The organism is Nakamurella leprariae (genome assembly GCF_016918035.1).
Lineage (GTDB): Bacteria > Actinomycetota > Actinomycetes > Mycobacteriales > Nakamurellaceae > Nakamurella > Nakamurella leprariae.
The window spans coordinates 1-19,062 of record NZ_JAERWK010000011.1 but is presented as its reverse complement, the minus strand read 5'-3'; the positions used below and the strand labels follow the sequence as shown (position 1 = coordinate 19,062).

Below are 19,062 nucleotides of genomic sequence, written 5' to 3'. Positions count from 1 at the left end.
GACGTCCATGACCGACGCTCCGAGCACCGCCACCGCCACGCCGTCCGGATTCGACGAGCTGCTGACCGAGCAGATCGGACACGAGTTCCACGCCTCGCACCAGTACGCGGCCGTGGCCGTGTGGTTCGACGCCCAGGACCTGCCCCGGCTCGCGCACTACTTCTACCGGCAGTCCGTCGAGGAGCGGAACCACGCGATGATGCTGGTGCAGTACCGGCTGGACCGGGACCTGCCCATCACCATCCCGCCGATCCCGGCCGTGGAGAACGACTTCCGGCAGCTGCGCGACCCGATCGCCCTGGCCCTGGCCCAGGAGCAGCGCGTCACCGACCAGATCAAGGCGCTGTTCGCCGCCGCCCGCGCCGAGGGCGACGCCCTGGGCGAGCAGTTCATGCTCTGGTTCCTCAAGGAGCAGGTCGAGGAGGTGGCCTCGATGACCACCCTGCTGACCATCGCGGACCGCACCAGCAACACCTTCGACATCGAGAACTTCGTGGCCCGGGAGACCCAGCACGACACCGACGACGACCCGTCCGCTCCCCCGGCCGCCGGCGGCGCGCTGTAGCCGGCTCTGCCCGGGCGGTGTGAGCGTCGGTGCGGCGGGCTACCGTGCAGGGAGTCCGCCGCACCACCCTCACCGCGCCCGCCCAGCCCTGCCGGAGGGAGTTCCGCATGGCCGCGTCGCCGACCCCCGCCTCCGGTCCGGGTCAGGACGATCGCGCGCGCGGCGGCCGACTCCGGCGGACCCTGCTGAACTGGCCGGTGGTGCGCCAGCTCACCGGGTCCGATCCCCTCGGCCGCGGCAGCGCCTCGGTGTCCGAACGCACCGCCGGGCTCACCGCCCGCACCGAGACCGCCGACCGGGTGGTCCGCAGCGTCTGCCCGTACTGCGCGGTGGGCTGCGGGCAGCGGGTGTACGTCAAGGACGAGAAGGTCGTCCAGATCGAGGGTGACCCGGACTCCCCGGTCTCCCGTGGCCGGCTGTGCCCCAAGGGCGCGGCCAGCGAGAACCTGGTGAACAGCCCGAAGCGGCAGACGGCGGTGCTGTACCGGCGGCCGGGCGGCACCGAGTGGGAGTCCCTGGACGTCGACGTGGCGACCGACATGATCGCCGACCGGGTGGTAGCCACTCGGGCCCGCACCTGGCAGGACACCGACGAGCAGGGTCGCCGGCTGAACCGGACCCTGGGCCTGGCCGGGCTCGGTGGCGCCACCCTCGACAACGAAGAGAACTACCTGATCAAGAAGCTGTTCACCGCCATCGGTGCGGTGCAGATCGAGAACCAGGCCCGCATTTGACACAGCGCCACCGTCCCCAGTCTGGGGGCCTCGTTCGGCCGTGGCGGTGCCACCGGTTTCCTGCAGGACCTGCAGTTCGCTGACTGCATCGTCATCCAGGGCTCCAACATGGCCGAGTGCCACCCGGTGGGCTTCCAGTGGGTGATGGAGGCCAAGCAGCGCGGCGCCACGGTCATCCACGTGGATCCGCGGTACACCCGCACCTCGGCCGTGGCGGACCTGCACGTCCCGTTGCGGGCGGGCAGCGACATCGTGTTCCTCGGCGCCATCGTCAACCACATCCTGTCCACCGGCGCGTGGTTCGAGGAGTACGTGAAGGCCTACACGAACGCGGCCGTCATCCTGCGCGAGGACTTCCAGGACGTGGACGACCTGGACGGCGTCTTCTCGGGGTATGACCCGGAGACCGGGACCTACGACACCAGTTCCTGGAACTACGACGGGGTGGGTGCGCAGTCCTCGGCCGGGGCGGGTGAGGAGGAGACCCTGGAGAACTCGGACCGGGGTGCCGGGGGCGACTCGGGCGAGAGCGAGCAGTCGGAGAAGCAGCGCGGCGCGGGCCACGAGCTGGGTGGCCACGGCGCGGACATGGGACTGTCCGGGATGCACCGGGACGAGACGCTGCAGCATCCGCGCTGCGTCTTCCAGGTGCTCAAGCGGCACTACGCCCGGTACACCCCGGAACTGGTCGAGCAGGTCTGCGGGGTGCCGCCGGAGCAGTTCGCCAAGGTCTGCGAGGCGGTCACCGCCAACAGCGGCCGGGAGCGGACCACCGCCTGGGTGTACTCGGTGGGCTGGACCCATCACACGGTCGGCATCCAGTACATCCGCGGCGCGGCGATCATCCAGCTGCTGCTGGGCAACATGGGCCGGCCGGGCGGCGGGATCATGGCGTTGCGCGGGCACGCCAGCATCCAGGGCTCGACCGACATCCCGACCCTGTTCAACCTGCTGCCCGGATACCTGCCCATGCCCACCGTCGATGCGCACGGCACCCTGCCGGACTACCTGGCCACCATTTCCTCGCCCGACCAGAAGGGCTTCTGGACCGCTGCCGACGCGTACACCGTCAGCCTGCTCAAGGCCTGGTGGGGTGACGCCGCCACCGCCGAGAACGACTTCTGCTTCGACCATCTCCCCCGGCTCACCGGCGACCACGGCACCTACCGGACCGTGATGGACATGCTCGAGGACACGATCGAGGGCTACTTCGTGCTCGGTCAGAACCCGGCGGTCGGCTCGGCCCACGGCAAGATGCAGCGGCTCGCCCTGGCCCACCTGGACTGGTTGGTGGTGCGGGACCTCAACCTGATCGAGACGGCGACGTTCTGGAAGGACTCCCCTGAGATCGAGACGGGTGAGCTGCGCACCGAGGACATCGGGACCGAGGTGTTCTTCCTGCCCGCGGCCACGCACGTCGAGAAGGAGGGCACGTTCACCCAGACCCACCGGATGCTGCAGTGGCGGCACAAGGCGGTCGAACCGCCGGGCGACTGTCGCAGCGAGCTGCAGTTCTTCTTCGAACTGGGCCGCAAGATCCGCGAACGGCTGGCCGGCTCGACCCTGCCGCGGGACCGGCCGGTGCTCGACCTGACCTGGGATTACCCGCTCGACGAGCACGGCGAGGTGTCCGCCGATGCCGTGCTGCGCGAGATCAACGGGTACCACCTGACCGGGGAGCGGGCCGGGCGACCGCTCTCGTCCTACACCGAGATGACCGCCGATGGCGCCACGTCCGGTGGCTGCTGGATCTACACCGGCGTCTACGCCGACGGCGTCAACCAGGCCGATCGCCGCAAGCCCGGCCGCGACCAGCACTGGGTGGCGCCGGAATGGGGCTGGGCCTGGCCGGCCAACCGGCGCACCCTCTACAACCGGGCGTCGGCCGATCCACAGGGCCGGCCATGGAGCGAGCGCAAGGCCTACGTGTGGTGGGACGAGGAGGCCGGGAGGTGGACCGGGCACGACGTCCCCGACTTCGTGGCCGACAAGGCCCCGTCGTACCGGCCGGAGCCCGGCGTCGGCGGCCCCGACGGCCTGGCCGGCGACGACCCGTTCGTCATGCAGGCGGACGGCAAGGGTTGGCTGTTCGCGCCGACCGGGCTGCTGGACGGCCCGATGCCGGCCCACTACGAACCGCAGGAGTCCCCGGTCAGCAATCCGCTGTACCGGCAGCAGGCCAACCCGACCCGGCAGGTCTTCCGCCGGGAGGACAACCTGCAGAACCCGTCCGGCGACGAGGCGGGCAGCGAGGTCTACCCCTACGTCTTCACCACCTACCGGCTCACCGAGCACCACACCGCGGGCGGGATGAGCCGATGGCTGCCGTACCTGGCCGAGCTGCAGCCCGAGTTCTTCTGCGAGGTCTCCCCCGAGCTGGCCGCCGAACGCGGCCTGGAGCACCTGGGCTGGGCCACCATCACCAGCGCGCGCACGGCGATCGAGGCGCGGGTGCTGGTCACCGACCGGGTGGTGCCGCTGCGGGTGGGCGGCAGGGTGATCCACCAGGTGGGTCTGCCGTACCACTGGGGGGTGGGCGGCGACGCCCTGGTCAGCGGGGACGCGGCCAACGACCTGTTCGGGGTCACGCTGGACGCGAACGTGCACATCCAGGAGAGCAAGGTGGCCTCCTGCGACATCCGGCCGGGACGACGGCCGACCGGACCGGCGCTGCTCGAGCACGTCGACGCCCACCGGCGCCGGGCCGGGGTGACCATCCTGACCGGCAACGAGGTGCGCAGCGGCGATCCGACCTCCGGCGGCGGCGCCGCGGCGGTCGCCGAGGTGCGAGCGAAGGAGCACACCAGCGATGAGTGACCTGCTCGGCCCGCGCGACCCGGCGTCCGGCGCCGGCTGGGACGACGCACCGCCGCGCAAGGGCTTCTTCACCGACACCTCGGTGTGCATCGGCTGCAAGGCCTGCGAGGTGGCGTGCAAGGAGTGGAACCTGGTCCCCGCAGATCAAGCAGCCGGGTTGTCCATGTTGGGCTCCTCCTACGACAACACCGGCGCCCTGGGCGCGAGCACCTGGCGGCATGTCGCCTTCATCGAGCAGCCGAAGCGGGCCGGTGGCCAGGACCTCAACCTGCCGCTGTTCCCGGTCGGGCCGTCGGCGTCCGACGCGGTGAACCGGGCCGCGGACACCGCGATGACCGGCGACCGGAGCCAGCTCGGCACCGACACCGAGGCGGTCGACCTCGGGATGCCCGGGTTCCAGCTGCCCGGGCAGCGGGCCGACCGGAAAGACGAACGTCCTCGGACCGATTTCAGATGGCTGATGTCCTCGGACGTGTGCAAGCACTGCACGCACGCGGCCTGCCTGGACGTGTGCCCCACCGGGGCGCTGTTCCGCACCGAGTTCGGCACCGTGGTCGTGCAGGACGACATCTGCAACGGCTGCGGCTACTGCGTCCCGGCCTGCCCGTTCGGGGTCATCGACCGCCGGGTGGGCGACGAGCAGACCCGGAACGTGGGCATCGCGCAGAAGTGCACGCTCTGCTATGACCGGCTCGGCGCCGGGCACACCCCCGCCTGCGCGCAGGCCTGCCCCACCGAGTCGATCCAGTTCGGGGACGTCGACGAGCTGCGCGAGCGGGCCGCCGTCCGCCTGGCCACGCTGCACGAGGCCGGTGTGCCCGAGGCCCGGCTCTACGGCGAGGACCCGGAGGACGGCGTCGGCGGGGCCGGGGCGTTCTTCCTGCTGCTGGACGAACCCGAGGTGTACGGACTGCCGCCCGACCCGGTGGTGACCACCCGGGACCTGCCGTCCATGTGGCGCACCGCCGCCACGGCCGCCGGTGCCCTGCTGGCCGGCGCGGCCGTCGCCTTCCTGGGCCGTCGCCGATGACCCGGCCCACCACCCCCGACTCCGACGGGATCGTCGCTGCCGCAGCGGGTTCCGGCGACCGACCGCCCGCCCGGCGCGGCCGGCGGCGGCGCGGCAACCCGGACAACCAGGTGGTGCCGGACGTCGAGTTCACGTCGTACTACGGGCGACCGGTGGTCAAGGCGTCCCCGTGGGAGGCGGACATCCCGGCCTACCTCTTCCTGGGCGGGGTGGCGGCCGGCTCCTCGCTGCTGGCCGCCGGGGCCGACCTGTCCGGCCGGGCGTCGCTGCGCCGCGGCGGCCGGCTGGCCGCGCTGGCCGCCATCTCCGGCAGCCTGTACGCCCTGGTGCACGACCTGGGCCGACCGGAGCGGTTCCTGAACATGCTCCGGGTGGCCAAGCCGACGTCCCCGATGTCGGTGGGCACCTGGATCCTGACCGCCTACGGGCCGATGGCCGGCGCCGCCGGCGCCGCTGAACTGCGGGGCCTGCTGCCCGCCCGGCTCGGTCCGCTGCCGCTGGGCTGGGCGTCCGGCCTGCTCGGCGCGCTGGCCCGGCCGACCGGGATCGCCGCCGCCCTCATCGCACCGGCCGTCGCGTCCTACACCGCCGTGCTGCTCACCGACACCGCCACCCCGTCCTGGCACGAGGCGCACCGCGAACTGCCGTTCGTCTTCGTCGGCTCCGCGGCGGCGGCTTCCGGCGGGCTGGGCCTGATCACCGCGTCGTCGGCCGACAGCGGCCCGGCCCGCCGGCTCGCCGCGGGGGGCGTCCTGCTCGAGCTGGTGGCCGAGCGGCGGATGGAACGCTCGATGGGCATCACCGCCGAGCCGTTGCACACCGGCACCGCCGGCCGGCTGATGCGGGCGGCCACGGCGTGCACCGTGGCCGGCACCGTCGGGGCCGTCGTCTCCGCGCTGCTGCCGGGCCGGCGGGGCCGGCTGGCGAGCGCGGCGTCGGGCGTGGCGCTGCTGGCCGGATCGGCCTGCACCCGGTTCGCCGTGTTCGAGGCCGGGCAGGCCTCGGCCCGCGACCCGAAGTACACGGTGGTGCCGCAGCGGGAGCGGCTGGACCGGCGCCGCGCGGCCGGGTCCGGCTGATCCTGCTCCGCCGGCTCGGCGGAAATTCCGGGCGGTGCCCTTGACCCTGTGGTGACCACATGGTTGTCAATGGTCCCGGCACCGGGAGGAACCGGCGCTGCTCGCGCTGGACGCGGAGCTGCAGGCCACCATCGAGCGGCTGCAGCGGGTCCGGGCGGAACTGGCCTGATCCCGAGGCACGGCCCGCTGACGGCGGGGCGACCGCGTCATCCCCACCCCGGATTGCGTCCGGCCGGGTCGTGCGGCGTCCCCGCACGCCCGGGAACGGCGCGCACCTCATGCGATCCGAACCGAAGGAGCGTCGTCATGGACTGGCTGGACCAGCTCGTCACCAACCTGCAGGCCATCCTGGTCGCGAGCGGGGTCAGCGAGCGCTGGGTGCTGCTGTGGCAGGGCATCGCCATCGTGGTCTGGACGACCCTCACCACGATCATCGCCTGGGGCGCGCTGCGGTTCGTGCTGGAGCGGTGACCACGGCACCACCGCTCCCCCGGAACGCCGAACGGCCCCGCCCTGCATCAGCAGGACGGGGCCGTTCGCCGCGTGCGCGGGCGCGGGGGCATGCCCCCGCGTCAGCTCACTTGATGATCTTGGTGACGGAACCGGCACCCACGGTGCGGCCACCCTCGCGAATGGCGAAGCGCAGGCCCTCCTCGATGGCGATCGGCTGGATCAGCTGAACGGTCATCTCGGTGGTGTCGCCCGGCATGACCATCTCGGTGCCCTCGGGCAGGCCGACGACACCGGTCACGTCGGTGGTGCGGAAGAAGAACTGCGGCCGGTAGTTGTTGAAGAACGGGGTGTGACGGCCACCCTCGTCCTTGCCCAGGATGTAGACCTGGGCCTCGAACTCGGTGTGCGGGGTGATCGAACCCGGCTTCACCACGACCTGGCCGCGCTCGACCTCGTCACGCTTGGTGCCACGCAGCAGCAGACCCGCGTTGTCACCGGCCTGCGCGTTGTCCAGCAGCTTGCGGAACATCTCGATGCCGGTGACGGTGGTCTGGAACGACTTCGGCTTGATGCCGACGATCTCGACCGTCTCGTTGACGTTGAGCACGCCACGCTCGATCTTGCCGGTCACCACGGTGCCACGGCCGGTGATCGTGAAGACGTCCTCGATCGGCATCAGGAACGGCTTGTCGGTGTCGCGCTCCGGGTCCGGGATGGACTCGTCGACCGCGTCCATGAGCTCCTCGACGGTCTTGACCCACTCCGGGTCACCCTCGAGGGCCTTCAGGCCGGAGGTCCGGATGACCGGCGCGTCGTCGCCCGGGAAGTCCTGCGAGCTCAGCAGCTCGCGGACCTCGAGCTCGACCAGCTCCAGGATCTCCTCGTCGTCCACCATGTCGGCCTTGTTCAGGGCGACCAGGATGTAGGGGACGCCGACCTGGCGGGCCAGGAGCACGTGCTCCTTGGTCTGCGGCATCGGGCCGTCGGTGGCGGCGACCACCAGGATCGCGCCGTCCATCTGCGCGGCACCGGTGATCATGTTCTTGATGTAGTCGGCGTGACCCGGAGCGTCCACGTGGGCGTAGTGACGCTTCTCGGTCTGGTACTCGACGTGCGCGATGTTGATGGTGATGCCGCGCTGACGCTCTTCCGGCGCCTTGTCGATCTGGTCGAACGCCGACGCCTGGTTCAGGTTCGGGTACTTGTCGGCCAGCACCTTGGTGATCGCCGCGGTCAGCGTCGTCTTGCCATGGTCGACGTGACCGATGGTGCCGATGTTGACGTGCGGCTTGCTCCGGTCGAACTTCGCCTTCGCCACTGCGTGTCCCTCCTCAGGGATCTGAATTGCGCCATGCGACTGCGGTGGTGATGAGGTCGTCAGGGCGTCGGATCGGTGGATCTGGACCGGCACCGATGGTCGGTACCGGACCCGGTACGCGCGCGGTCGCCCACACACGTCACGACTTGGATGAGGGTACGGGGCGCACGGTTGCACCCCGTCACCACTCGGATTCAGTTGTGCAGTCGGCGCGCGGATCCGGCGCTGGCGCGCCGGTGGCCTTCGCAGTGTTCTCTTGCCAAGGCCACCGGCGAGCTCCGCTCCTCACTCGCTGGCGCTCCCTGCGGTGCTCACTCGCCCGTGGCCTTGGCGATGACTTCCTTGGCCACGTTGGTCGGCACCTCGGCGTAGCTGTCGAACACCATCGAGTACGACGCGCGGCCGGCGGTCTTGGACCGCAGGTCGCCCACGTAGCCGAACATCTCCGACAGCGGCACCAGCGCGGTCACGACCCGGGCACCGGCCCGCTCGGACATGCCCTGGATCTGACCGCGGCGGGAGTTCAGGTCACCGATGACGTCACCCATGTTGTCCTCGGGGGTGACGACCTCGACGGCCATCATCGGCTCGAGCAGCACCGGCTTGGCCATCCGGGCGGCTTCCTTCATGGCGATGGAACCGGCGATCTTGAACGCCATCTCGGAAGAGTCGACCTCGTGGTAGGCGCCGTCGACCAGGGTCAGCTTGACGCCCAGCATCGGGTAGCCGGCCAGGACGCCGTACTGCAGGGAGTCCTGCGCACCGGCGTCGACCGAGGGGATGTACTCCTTCGGGATGCGACCGCCGGTGACGGCGTTCACGAACTCGTAGGTGGCACCCTCGGACGCGGTCATGTCCAGCGGCTCGACCGTGATCTGGATCTTGGCGAACTGCCCGGACCCACCGGTCTGCTTCTTGTGGGTGTAGTTGTACTTCTCCACCGTGCCGCGGATGGTCTCGCGGTACGCCACCTGCGGCTTGCCGATGTTGGCTTCGACGTTGAACTCACGCCGCATGCGGTCGACCAGGATGTCCAGGTGCAGCTCGCCCATGCCCGAGATGACCGTCTGACCGGTCTCCTCGTCGTTCTGCACCTTGAAGGTCGGATCCTCCTCGGCCAGCTTCTGGATGGCGGTGCCCAGCTTCTCCTGGTCGCTCTTGGTCTTCGGCTCGATGGCCACGGAGATGACGGGCTCCGGGAAGCTCATCGACTCCAGCACGATCGGGTTCGCCGGGTCGGCCAGCGTCTCACCGGTGGTGGTCTGCTTCAGGCCCATGACGGCACAGATGTCGCCGGCGGAGACGTTCTGCAGCTCTTCCCGCTTGTTGGCGTGCATCTGGTAGATCTTGCCGATCCGCTCCTTGCGGTCCTTGGTCGCGTTCACGACCTGGGTGCCGGACTGCAAGGTGCCGGAGTAGACGCGCACGAAGGTCAGCTTGCCCAGGTGCGGGTCGGTCGCGACCTTGAAGGCCAGCCCGGAGAACGGCTGGTTCGGGTCGGGCTCGCGCTCGGCCGGGGTCTGCCCGTCCTGCAGCGTGCCCTGCACCGCGCCGATGTCCAGCGGCGAGGGCAGGTAGTTGACCACCGCGTCGAGCATGGGCTGCACGCCCTTGTTCTTGAACGCGGAGCCGGTGACGACCGGGTTGACCTTGCCGGCGATGGTGGCCCGGCGGATCGCGGCGTTGAGCTGGTCCAAGGACAGCTCCTCGCCACCGAGGTAGGCCTCCATGACCTCGTCGTCGGCGTCGGCCAGCGTCTCCATGAGCTTCTCGCGCCACTCGGCGGCGGACTCGGCGAGCTCGGCCGGAATTTCCTCGACCGCGTAGTCCTCGCCCTTCTGCGTCTCACCACGCCAGGTCAGCGCGCGCATCTGCAGCAGGTCGACGACGCCGATGAAGTCGGCCTCGGCGCCGATCGGGATCTGCAGCACTAGCGGGGTGGCGCCGAGCCGCTCGATCATCATGTCGACGCAGCGGAAGAAGTTCGCGCCGGTCCGGTCGAGCTTGTTGACGAAGCACATCCGGGGCACGTGGTACTTCTCGGCCTGCCGCCAGACCTGCTCGGTCTGCGGCTCCACGCCGGCCACACCGTCGTAGACCGCGACCGCGCCATCGAGCACCCGCAGCGACCGCTCCACCTCGACGGTGAAGTCGACGTGCCCGGGGGTGTCGATGATGTTGATCTTGTGACCCTTCCACGACGTCGTCGTCGCGGCGGAGGTGATGGTGATCCCCCGCTCCTGCTCCTGCTCCATCCAGTCCATCGTCGCGGCCCCGTCGTGGACCTCGCCGATCTTGTAGGTGATGCCGGTGTAGAACAGGATGCGCTCGGTCGTGGTGGTCTTGCCCGCGTCGATGTGCGCCATGATCCCGATGTTGCGGACCTTGTCGAGGGCGATGGATGCCACGTGTGGTGTCTTCCTCTTGGAGAAGCAGCGATGTGTGATCGGCTCGGGCACGACACCCGGCCCGATCGGGAATGGCGCTGTCGAGGCCGGCCGCCGGGGTCACCGGGGCCGGCCCCGCACTCACCAGCGGTAGTGCGCGAACGCCTTGTTCGACTCGGCCATCTTGTGCGTGTCCTCGCGACGCTTCACCGAGGCGCCGAGACCGTTGGACGCATCCAGCAGCTCGTTCATCAGCCGCTCGGTCATGGTCTTCTCGCGGCGGGCCTTGGAGTAGCCGACCAGCCAGCGCAGGGCCAGCGTGGTCTGCCGTGCGGTGCGCACCTCGACCGGCACCTGGTAGGTGGCGCCACCGACGCGGCGGCTGCGCACCTCCAGCGACGGGCGGACGTTGTCCAGCGCGCGCTTGAGGGTGACGACCGGATCGGTCCCGGTCTTCTCCCGGCAGCCCTCGAGGGCGCCGTAGACGATGGACTGCGCGATGGAGCGCTTGCCGTCCAGCAGGACCTTGTTGACCAGCTGGGTGACCAGCGGCGAGTTGTAGACCGGGTCGGCCATCAACGGCCGCTTCGGTGCAGGACCCTTGCGGGGCATGTCAGCTCTTCTCCTTCTTCGCGCCGTACCGGCTGCGGGCCTGCTTGCGGTTCTTGACACCCTGGGTGTCCAGCGAGCCGCGGATGATCTTGTAGCGCACGCCGGGCAGGTCCTTCACACGACCGCCGCGGACGAGCACGATCGAGTGCTCCTGCAGGTTGTGACCCTCGCCGGGGATGTAGGCGGTGACCTCGACCGAGCTGGTCAGCCGGACGCGGGCGACCTTGCGCAGCGCGGAGTTCGGCTTCTTCGGGGTGGTGGTGTACACGCGGGTGCACACGCCCCGACGCTGAGGACTTCCCTTGAGGGCCGGCGTCTTGGTCTTGCCGACCTTGTCGGTGCGGCCCTTGCGGACCAACTGCTGAATCGTGGGCATGGCGCGGGCGACTTCTTCCTGTTCAGGTACGTGGTCGGCGTCGAGGGCGATCGACCGGGTCGGACGTCGTTGATCGGGTCGTACGGGCGGCGCTGCCGGTCGGCCCGCTCGTGCGGACCGGCCCGGTGGACGGAGCCGGTGGAACGGTGGCGGCCCCGCAGGACCACACCGCCGGACCTCCCGGCCGCCCCCACCGCACCCGAGCCGCTGGACACCGATACGGCCGGTGCTCGCGATCCCCCGGGGCCGCTGCGGCGCCCATCCGATCCGGACGACGCCACCCGAGCTGCAGGCATGCGTCGTCGACCCAGTCAAGTGGGCCAACCGAGAAGACTACCCGCGGCCACCGACCCCGGGCAAACTCGATCGGATCACCGGATGGCAATGGCCGGCTCGGAGATCCGAACCGACCGGCAGGGCGCCCAACCGGAGTTGACGGCACCCGCCTGCACACTGGGTCCTTCCGGCGACCAGTCTACTCGCCTCGACGACGGGTCGGACCAGACCTCGGACTGGGAACGGGCTGGGCCGGGCACGGACGTCGTCCTGGCGGCCGCTCACCGTCCGTCTCACCGCCGACTCGCCGATGCGGCCGTGGCCGACCTCCGGGCCACGGAACGCCGAACGCCCCGATCGCGCTCAACGAGTGCGATCGGGGCGGGTCGGGTTGCCGCCGCGCTCAGGTGGCGCGGCCGTCCAGCAGTTCAGCGACGAACGCGGTGTTGAACTCCCCGCTGCGGAACCCGTCGCTGGACAGGATGCGCTGGTGGAACGCGGCGGTGGTGGTGACACCGTCAACGACCAGTTCACCGAGGGCGCCCAGCGCCCGCGCGATCGCTTCGTCCCGGTCGGCGCCCCAGCAGATCAGCTTGCCGATCATGGAGTCGTAGAACGGGGGGATGGAGTACCCGGCCTGGATGTGGGTGTCCATCCGGACACCCGGGCCGCCCGGAGCGCGGAACGCGCTGATGCGGCCGGGGCCGGGAGCGAACCCGCGGTCCGGGTCCTCGGCGTTGATCCGGCATTCGATCGCGTGACCGGTCAGGACGACATCGTCCTGGGTGATGGTCAGCGGCTGCCCACCGGCGATCTGGAGCTGGAGCTTGATCAGATCGATGCCCGACACCATCTCGGACACCGGGTGCTCCACCTGGATGCGGGTGTTCATCTCGATGAAGTAGTAGGTGCGCTCGACGTTGTCGAACACGAACTCCACCGTGCCGGCGTTGGTGTAGCCGACCTCCCGGCACAGCGCGACAGCGGCCTCGGACAGTCCCTTGCGCAGGGTGTCGTCCAGCGCCGGCGAGGGCGACTCCTCGACCAGCTTCTGGTTGCGGCGCTGGGCGGTGCAGTCCCGCTCCCCCACCGACAGCACGGTGGTGCCGTCGGAGATGACCTGGATCTCGACGTGTCGGATGTCGGTGAGGTACCGCTCGATGTACACCGACGGGTCACCGAAGGCGACCTCGGCCTCGGACATGATCTCGGCCAGGTCCTTCTCGAGGGTGTCCGCAGTGGGCACCACCCGCATACCGCGGCCGCCGCCGCCGGCCGCCGCCTTGATGAGCAGCGGGAAGCCGACGTCGGCGGCAACCGCGCGGGCCTCCTCGTACTCGGCGATCGCGCCCACCGAACCGGGAACGGTGGGAACGCCGGCGCGACGGGCGATGATCTTGGCCTCGATCTTGTCGCCCATCCGACGGATGATGTCGGACGAGGGGCCGACGAAACCGACACCCTGCTCTTCGCACAACTTGGCGAAGTCCGCGTTCTCGGACAGGAAGCCGTACCCGGGGTGGATCGCGTCCACCTTGTAGGCCTGCGCGGCGCTGATGATGGCGACCGCGTTGCGGTAGCTGGACTTGACCGGGGCGGGGCCGATGCAGACGGCCTGATCGGCCAGCTGGACCGGCAGAGAGTCCTTGTCGGCCTCGGAGTAGGCCAGGACGCTCCGGATGCCCAGCTCCCGGCAGGCCCGCACGATCCGCAGCGCGATCTCGCCACGGTTCGCGATCAGGACGCTGCGCAGCGGTTCAGCCATGGCGAGTGATCACCATCAGGGGCTGCCCGAACTCCACGGCCGCCTCGTTCTCGACCAGGATCCGGGCCACCGTGCCCTCCACCTTGGCCTCGAGGTTGTTCATGAGCTTCATGACCTCGACGATCCCGACCACGGTGCTGGCCGTGACGGTGTCACCCACCGAGACGAACGCCGGGTCACCGGGCTTCGGCGAGGAGTAGAACGTCCCGATCATCGGCGCGGTGACCAGCACCTCGTTGGCGGCCAGCATGTCCGCCTCGAACACCTCGCTCTCGACCCGGTCCACGACCGAGATCTGGGCGGGCGCTGCAGCAGGCGCCGGAGCCGCAGCGGGCGCCGGAGTCGCCGCAGCGGCCGGAGCCGCGGCGGGGGCCGGGGCGGCCGCAGCCGGGGCGGCGGCGCCGTTGCGGTGACCGTCGCGCGAGACGAACAGCTCGACGTCGCCGATCTTGATGGACAGTTCACGGACGTCCTGGGCCAGGTTCACCCAGTCGACGATCGCCTTGAGCTCCCGGATGTCCGGCGGATCAAGCGGCATGGTTTCCGTCTCCTCGTTCGATGCTGATGGTCAGGTCTCCGGCGGTCAGCGAGTGCCGGCCGGTGGAGCTCATGTCATAGAGAGCCTTCACGAGACCCAGCACGGGGCGGGGGATCTCGTCGGGATTGCCGCCGGCGGCGACGGTCCGCTTCATCTCGTCCACCTGCGAGCCGGCGAACATCGCCCGCAGCAGCAGCAGGTCGATGCTCTCCTCCGGGTGCCGCTCACGCAGTCCGGGCAGCATCGGCGGAATGGGCGCGGGCTCCAGCGGGATGTCGGACGCACCGTTGGCGATGATCTTCTCGCGCAGCCCCGGCTCGATGTCGGCCAGCAGGGCGCCGTAGTAGCCCAGGACGTACTTCTTGATCTCGTTGGGGACCACGGCGTACCGCTCACCGGACATCACGTTCATGACCGCCTGCGTGCCCACGAACTGGGCGAACGGGGTGATCATGATCGGGAAGGCCAGCTCCTCCCGGACGCGCGCGACTTCGAGCAGCAGCTCGTCGAACCGGTCCGACAGTCCCGCGGTGGCCAGCTGCGACCGGAAGTTGGACAGCATCCCGCCGGGCGTCTGGTGCATGTAGTGCAGACCGTTGTACTCGACCGGCACGCCCAGCGGCTTGCCCTCGGCCTCCGCGATCGCCGCGATCTGCTGGCTGATCGACTCGATCCGGGCGTCGTCGACGTTCACCACGTAGCCGAGCGCCCGCAGGTCCCGCACCACGTTCTGCACCGAGGGCTGGGCGTTCCCGGTGGCCAGCGGGGCGATCGACAGGTGCAGCGCGTCCGCACCCAGTTCCACCGCTTCCAGGCACACCAACGGCGCCAACCCGGTCAGCGAGTGGGTGTGCACCTCCAGCGGCCGATCCCCGATGACCGCCTTCAACGCCGGGACCAGGGTGCGCACCCGGTCCGGCGTCAGCAGTCCGCCGGCGTCCTTGAGCATGATCGCGTCGACGTCGGCCTTCTCGATGAGCTCGATCGCCTTGGCCACGAACAGCTCGTCGGTGTGGACCGGGCTCTCGCAGAACGACACCGCCCCGAAGGTCGAGGCGCCGAGCTCCTTGGCCCGCCGCAGGCCGGGGGCGATGTTGTCGACGTCGTTCAACCCGTCGAACGACCCGATGACGCGGAACCCGTTGGCGTACAACTGCTCCACCCACGCCATGATGACGTCGTCGGGCAGGAAGTCGAACGAGGCGATGTTCCGGGAACGGATCAACGCCCGCAGCTTGCTGTTCGGGGCGTGCTGGTGCGCCAGTCGCACCCGCTCCCACGGATCCTCCTTGAGGTACCGCACCGCCACGTCGAACTGGATCGGCGCGACCAGGTCGACCTGTTCGAACCCGACCTGATCGAAGTCCCCGATCATCGAGACGATGTGGTCGGTGCGCATCCGGGTCGCCCACAGACTCTGGTGCCCGTCCCGCAACGTGGTGTCGATGATCTTGATCTCTCGGCGGCTGTTGGCCGGACGCCCACCGAGACTCATCAGGGCCGCGATGGACGGTGTGGTGCTGGAGGTCATCGGGTAGGGCTCCCATCCCAGTGATTCGGCTCGGTGGCGTCGTCGCCCCGGCCACGGCGGAGCGTAGCGACAGCGGGACCTCGGTCTCGAGGCCCCCCTCGGGTGAGCTCGGTGCGCGGGCGCACCGGTTCGGCGGCCGGTCCCGGTGAGGCGGAGGACCGGCTCGGGGCGATCAGGGATCGATGTCCGGTCGCCCCCGTGGCCACGACGTGGAAGTGGATCGGACCGGTCGCGCCGGTCATGTCGGCGGACCGGAGGGCGTCCCACGGCACGACCCAGGGCACGACCGCGACGGCGCGGCGTGCGCCGCCCGCGTCGGACGTCACCGCCGACGGGAGTGTCACCACCGTCACGCCAGCCTCCACATTGAGCAGTCGCAAGCCGCTGTCCTGCAGCTGAGGACCCGGGCGCCGGTGCGCCGATCGCCCGATCATGCGAACCGTCGTTAGTTCACCTGACGCAGCGACGACTGTAACGCACGAGACCGGTCCGACATCCTCGGCAGTTCGCAGCGATCACCCGACATACGAATCTTCGTTAGTTCGCTCGTGGACACCAGGGTAAGGGATCGGCGCGGTGGACTCGGGCCTGAGACTCCGATGGGCGGTCGTCCACGGCGACCCGACTCCCGTCGGACGGCACGGGCCGTCCGAGCGCGTCGGGCCTGGTGACAGCGGTGGCCCGGGCGCGCGGCGACCGCTGGTCGCGGCCGTCGGCGCGGCCCTCGTGGGACGAGCATCACGCAGCCGTCGCGACTCCATGGATCCGGTACCAGCTCCGCGGCCGTTCGCTCGGCCCGGATGAGCGGTCGTGCGCCAGTGGGCGTCGTGAGAGGACGGCACGGACGGACGCGTCGATGCGCGGCACCCGGACCGCGACGGCCAGGCAGACGCGGAGACGTCGCCTTCCCCCTGGACCGGACCCAGATTGAGACGTGTGACCTCTTGATTGGTGCGAACATTGGTCATTCCGTGTATGGGTGGACGGGCCTACCGTCGGTCCCGTGACGGACTCCTTCCTGTATTCCGCCGTACGGACCCCGTTCGGCCGCTTCGGAGGTGCGCTGGCCGAGGTCCGGCCGGACGACCTGGCCACGGTGGCGTTGAGCGCCGTGCTGGACACCGCGCCCGGACTGGACCGCGAGCGCATCGACGAGGTGTTCTTCGGCTGCGCCAATCAGGCCGGCGAGGACAACCGCAACGTCGGCCGGATGGCCGTGCTGCTGGCCGGCCTGCCGGTGAGCATCCCGGCGACCACGGTCAATCGGCTGTGCGGCTCGTCGCTCGACGCGGTCATGCAGGGCTCCCGGGCGATCGAGACCGGCGACGCCGACGTCATCGTCGCCGGCGGCGTCGAGTCGATGACCCGGGCGCCCTGGGTGCTGCCCAAGCCGTCCCGGGCCTTCCCGGCCGGTGACGTCACCGCCGCGTCGACGACGCTGGGCTGGCGGCTGGTCAACCCGGCCATGCCGAAGGCGTGGACGGCGTCGCTGGGTGAGTGCAACGAGCAGCTGGCCGACGCCACCGGCATCTCCCGGGAGCGGCAGGACGCGTTCGCGGTCGCCTCGCACCAGCGCGCCGACGCCGCCTGGGCCGACGGGTTCTACGACGACCTGGTCGTCCCGGTGCCCGGCGTGGACCTGGCCCGCGACGAGAGCATCCGGGCCGGGAGCACGATCGAGGCCCTGGCCAAGCTGAAGCCGTCGTTCCGGCCCGACGGCACCATCACCGCCGGCAACGCCTCGCCGCTGAACGACGGGGCCTCCGCCGTGCTGCTGGGCAGCGGGCAGGCCGCCGCCACCCTGGGGCGAGACCCGCTGGCGCGCATCGCCGGTCGCGGCGCCGCGGCGAACGAGCCGCCGAAGTTCGGCATCGCCCCGATCGCCGCGGCCGAGCGGGCGCTGGCCCGGGCCGGCATCTCCTGGTCGGACGTCGGCGCGGTCGAGTTGAACGAGGCGTTCGCGGTGCAGTCGCTGGCGTGCATCGACGCCTGGGTCGAGCAGGGCCTGGCCGACGCGGACCTGGTCAACGCCAAGGGCGGCGCGGTCGCCATCGGTCACCCGCTGGGCGCCTCCGGCGGCCGGATCCTGGGAACCCTGGCCAAGCGGCTGCAGCAGTCGGGCGAGCGGTGGGGCGTGGCCGCCATCTGCATCGGGGTCGGGCAGGGCCTGGCCGTGGTTCTGGAGAATCTCACGCACGCTGACCGAGGAGCCGCTGCATGACCGCCGTGATCTGCCGTGACACCGACGAGGCCGTGGCCGGGACCGAAGACGGGTCGACCGTCCTGATCGGTGGATTCGGGATGGCGGGCATGCCCGTCCCCCTGATCGACGCCCTGATCAGGCAGGGCGCCACCGACCTGACGATCGTGTCGAACAACGCCGGGAACGGCGACACCGGGCTGGCCGCGCTGCTGGCCGCCGGGCGGGTGCGCAAGGTCGTCTGCTCGTTCCCACGGCAGAGCGACTCCTGGGTGTTCGACGGGCTGTACCGGGCCGGGAAGATCGAGCTCGAAGTGGTGCCGCAGGGAACGCTCGCGGAGCGGATGCGGACCGCCGGCGCCGGCATCGGCGGGTTCTGGTCCCCGACCGGCGTCGGCACGCTGCTGACCGAGGGCAAGGAGACCCGTGAGATCGACGGCCGGCAGTACGTCCTGGAGCTGCCGCTGCGCGGCGACCTCGCGTTGATCGGCGCGCACCGGGCCGATCGCATGGGGAACCTGGTCTACCGCAAGACGGCTCGGAACTTCGGACCGGTGATGGCCACCGCCGCGACCACCGTCGTCGCGCAGGTCAACGAGATCGTCGAGACCGGCCAGCTGGACCCGGAGACCGTCGTGACTCCGGCTATCTACGTCGACAAGGTGGTGGCGGTGTGACCGCACAGCAGATCGATCCGGCCGGGGCCCCCATGACGGCCGACCATCCGTTGGACAAGAACGAGCTGGCCGCGCTCATCGCCCGGGACATCCCGGCCGGCGCGTACGTCAACCTGGGCATCGGGCAGCCGACGCTGGTCGCCGAGCACCTGGACCCGACCGCCGGCGTCGTGCTGCACACCGAGAACGGCATGCTGAACATGGGTCCCGCCGCCGTCGGAGACCAGATCGACCCGGACCTGACCAACGCCGGCAAGATCCCGGTCACCGAGCTGCCCGGCGCCGCGTACTTCCACCACGCTGACTCGTTCGCGATGATGCGCGGCGGCCACCTCGACGTCTGCGTGCTCGGCGCCTTCCAGGTCTCGACCACCGGCGACCTGGCCAACTGGCACACCGGCGCTCCGGACGCCATCCCGGCGGTCGGTGGCGCCATGGACCTGGCCATCGGCGCCAAGCAGGTGTTCGTCGTGATGACCCTGTTCGCCAAGGACGGCACCCCGAAGCTGGTGCCCCAGTGCACCTATCCGCTCACCGGCATCGGGTGCGTGCACCGCGTCTACACCGACCACGCCGTGTTCGACCTCGGTCCGGACGGCGCCCGGATCCGGGAGACGTTCGGCAGCACGGCGGCAGAGCTCGTGGCCCGCATCGAGGCCGGGACACCTGCTCGGACGACCTGACCAGTCACCCCGGCCGTGGGG

Annotated in this window: 15 protein-coding genes; 8 read left to right on the top strand and 7 right to left on the bottom strand. The window is 70.4% G+C overall.

What is annotated here, in order from left to right; genetic code table 11:
* Positions 1 to 7: 7 nt before the first annotated feature.
* The 5 genes from JL106_RS09525 to JL106_RS09500 all read left to right on the top strand — a co-directional run bounded on the left by JL106_RS09525 (position 8) and on the right by JL106_RS09500 (position 6,696).
* The gene (locus JL106_RS09525; protein WP_205260479.1) at positions 8 to 565 is read left to right on the top strand and encodes a ferritin; all 558 of its coding nucleotides are present in this window, start codon (positions 8 to 10) and stop codon (positions 563 to 565) included.
* Between the two features lie 107 nt (positions 566 to 672).
* The gene (fdh, locus tag JL106_RS09515; protein ID WP_236007319.1) at positions 673 to 4,116 is read left to right on the top strand and encodes a formate dehydrogenase; all 3,444 of its coding nucleotides are present in this window, start codon (positions 673 to 675) and stop codon (positions 4,114 to 4,116) included.
* Entirely contained in the window at positions 4,109 to 5,146 is a 1,038-nt protein-coding gene (locus JL106_RS09510) for a 4Fe-4S dicluster domain-containing protein (protein WP_205260476.1), read from the top strand. The genes fdh and JL106_RS09510 overlap by 8 nt, the downstream gene beginning before the upstream one ends.
* Entirely contained in the window at positions 5,143 to 6,225 is a 1,083-nt protein-coding gene (nrfD, locus tag JL106_RS09505) for an NrfD/PsrC family molybdoenzyme membrane anchor subunit (protein ID WP_236007317.1), read from the top strand. The genes JL106_RS09510 and nrfD overlap by 4 nt, the downstream gene beginning before the upstream one ends.
* A gap of 306 nt (positions 6,226 to 6,531) precedes the next feature.
* On the top strand, positions 6,532 to 6,696 hold the full coding sequence (locus tag JL106_RS09500) for a hypothetical protein (protein ID WP_205260475.1): 165 nt from the start codon (positions 6,532 to 6,534) through the stop codon (positions 6,694 to 6,696).
* 106 nt (positions 6,697 to 6,802) lie between these two features.
* Here JL106_RS09500 and tuf read toward each other — a convergent pair whose 3' ends face one another.
* The 7 genes from tuf to JL106_RS09465 all read right to left on the bottom strand — a co-directional run bounded on the left by tuf (position 6,803) and on the right by JL106_RS09465 (position 15,481).
* Entirely contained in the window at positions 6,803 to 7,996 is a 1,194-nt protein-coding gene (tuf, locus tag JL106_RS09495; protein ID WP_205260474.1) for an elongation factor Tu, read from the bottom strand.
* 311 nt (positions 7,997 to 8,307) lie between these two features.
* The gene (fusA, locus tag JL106_RS09490; protein ID WP_205260473.1) at positions 8,308 to 10,404 is read right to left on the bottom strand and encodes an elongation factor G; all 2,097 of its coding nucleotides are present in this window, start codon (positions 10,402 to 10,404) and stop codon (positions 8,308 to 8,310) included.
* A gap of 120 nt (positions 10,405 to 10,524) precedes the next feature.
* Positions 10,525 to 10,995 carry a 30S ribosomal protein S7 gene (gene rpsG, locus JL106_RS09485; RefSeq protein WP_205260472.1) on the bottom strand — a complete coding sequence of 157 codons (471 nt, stop codon included), beginning with the start codon at positions 10,993 to 10,995 and terminating at the stop codon, positions 10,525 to 10,527.
* A 1-nt stretch (position 10,996) separates the two neighbouring features.
* Positions 10,997 to 11,371, bottom strand: coding sequence for a 30S ribosomal protein S12 (gene rpsL, locus JL106_RS09480; RefSeq protein ID WP_205260471.1), 375 nt, complete (start codon positions 11,369 to 11,371; stop codon positions 10,997 to 10,999).
* A 679-nt stretch (positions 11,372 to 12,050) separates the two neighbouring features.
* The gene (gene accC, locus JL106_RS09475; protein ID WP_205260470.1) at positions 12,051 to 13,412 is read right to left on the bottom strand and encodes an acetyl-CoA carboxylase biotin carboxylase subunit; all 1,362 of its coding nucleotides are present in this window, start codon (positions 13,410 to 13,412) and stop codon (positions 12,051 to 12,053) included.
* Complete coding sequence (gene accB / locus JL106_RS09470; protein ID WP_205260469.1) at positions 13,405 to 13,950, bottom strand: acetyl-CoA carboxylase biotin carboxyl carrier protein; 546 nt, start codon at positions 13,948 to 13,950, stop codon at positions 13,405 to 13,407. Before accB ends, accC begins: the two co-directional genes overlap by 8 nt.
* Positions 13,940 to 15,481, bottom strand: a complete 1,542-nt coding sequence (locus tag JL106_RS09465) for a pyruvate carboxylase subunit B (protein ID WP_205260468.1) — start codon at positions 15,479 to 15,481, stop codon at positions 13,940 to 13,942. The genes accB and JL106_RS09465 overlap by 11 nt, the downstream gene beginning before the upstream one ends.
* 1,003 nt (positions 15,482 to 16,484) lie before the next feature.
* Between JL106_RS09465 and JL106_RS09460 the strand changes: the two genes are divergently transcribed.
* Genes JL106_RS09460 through JL106_RS09450 form a run of 3 tightly spaced genes read left to right on the top strand, consistent with a single transcriptional unit; the run spans position 16,485 to position 19,041 of the window.
* Entirely contained in the window at positions 16,485 to 17,702 is a 1,218-nt protein-coding gene (locus JL106_RS09460) for a thiolase family protein (protein ID WP_205260467.1), read from the top strand.
* On the top strand, positions 17,699 to 18,358 hold the full coding sequence (locus tag JL106_RS09455) for a 3-oxoacid CoA-transferase subunit A (protein ID WP_205260466.1): 660 nt from the start codon (positions 17,699 to 17,701) through the stop codon (positions 18,356 to 18,358). The genes JL106_RS09460 and JL106_RS09455 overlap by 4 nt, the downstream gene beginning before the upstream one ends.
* 32 nt (positions 18,359 to 18,390) lie before the next feature.
* On the top strand, positions 18,391 to 19,041 hold the full coding sequence (locus tag JL106_RS09450) for a 3-oxoacid CoA-transferase subunit B (RefSeq protein WP_205260516.1): 651 nt from the start codon (positions 18,391 to 18,393) through the stop codon (positions 19,039 to 19,041).
* Positions 19,042 to 19,062: the final 21 nt, after the last annotated feature.